This is a genomic window from Variovorax sp. Root434, assembly GCF_001426595.1.
Lineage (GTDB): Bacteria > Pseudomonadota > Gammaproteobacteria > Burkholderiales > Burkholderiaceae_C > Variovorax.
In genome coordinates this window covers 1-1,078 of record NZ_LMEK01000023.1, presented here as the reverse complement: position 1 = coordinate 1,078, position 1,078 = coordinate 1, and the positions used below count along the sequence as shown (strand labels likewise).

At 67.8% G+C, this 1,078-nt stretch carries 1 protein-coding gene and 1 pseudogene; both read left to right on the top strand.

The genetic code is table 11. From position 1 onward, the window contains the following. Positions 1 to 31 precede the first annotated feature (31 nt). Positions 32 to 415: pseudogene (locus ASD05_RS19640) on the top strand (aldehyde dehydrogenase family protein); the annotation flags it as partial. A gap of 1 nt (position 416) precedes the next feature. Then, positions 417 to 1,078, top strand: a 662-nt coding sequence (locus ASD05_RS19635) for an aldehyde dehydrogenase family protein (protein WP_157610178.1), incomplete at both ends; no start/stop codon positions are given.

The following is a 1,078-nucleotide window of genomic DNA, read 5'->3' as shown; positions in this document are numbered from 1 at the left end:
TTTCTTTCCATCGAGCAGCAAGGAACCCCTCATGCAAAACTTCGACAACCTGATCGGCGGCGAATGGCGTGCCGGCGCAAGCTACAGCCCCAACCTCAACCCCAGCAACCTGTCCGACGTGCTCGGCCAGTACACGCAGGGCGACGCATCGCACGTCGAGGCTGCCGTTGCTGCCGCCACCGCCGCCTTCCCGGCCTGGGCCACGGGCAGCATCCAGGCGCGCTCCGACGCGCTCGACAAGATCGGCGCCGAAATCCTCGCGCGCAAGGAAGAACTCGGCACGCTGCTGGCCCGTGAAGAAGGCAAGACCCGCGCCGAAGGCATCGGCGAAGCCACGCGCGCCGGCCAGATCTTCAAGTTCTTCGCCGGCGAATGCCTGCGCCTGTCGGGCGAGGTGCTGCCATCGGTGCGGCCCNGGCACCGAAATCCTCGCGCGCAAGGAAGAACTCGGCACGCTGCTGGCCCGTGAAGAAGGCAAGACCCGCGCCGAAGGCATCGGCGAAGCCACGCGCGCCGGCCAGATCTTCAAGTTCTTCGCCGGCGAATGCCTGCGCCTGTCGGGCGAGGTGCTGCCTTCGGTGCGGCCCAACATCGGCGTGGAAATCACGCGCGAGCCGGTCGGYGTGGTCGGCCTCATCACGCCGTGGAACTTCCCCATCGCCATCCCGGCCTGGAAGATCGCGCCCGCGCTCGCTTTCGGCAACTGCGTGGTCCTGAAGCCTGCCGACCTCGTGCCTGGCTGCGCCTGGGCGCTGGCCGAAATCATCAGCCGCTCGRGCATCCCGGCCGGCGTGTTCAACCTCGTGATGGGCCGCGGCAGCGTGATCGGCAACGCGCTGGTCAACCACCCCGGCATCCATGCCATCAGCTTCACCGGCTCGGTCGGCGTGGGCCGCAACATCGCCGTGCAGTGCGTCACGAACCACAAGAAGGTGCAGCTCGAGATGGGCGGCAAGAACCCGCAGGTGATCCTGGACGACGCCGACCTCGCGCAGGCCGTGGAGCTCAGCGTGCAGAGCGCCTTCTACTCGACCGGCCAGCGCTGCACCGCGTCGAGCCGCCTCATCGTGACCGAAGG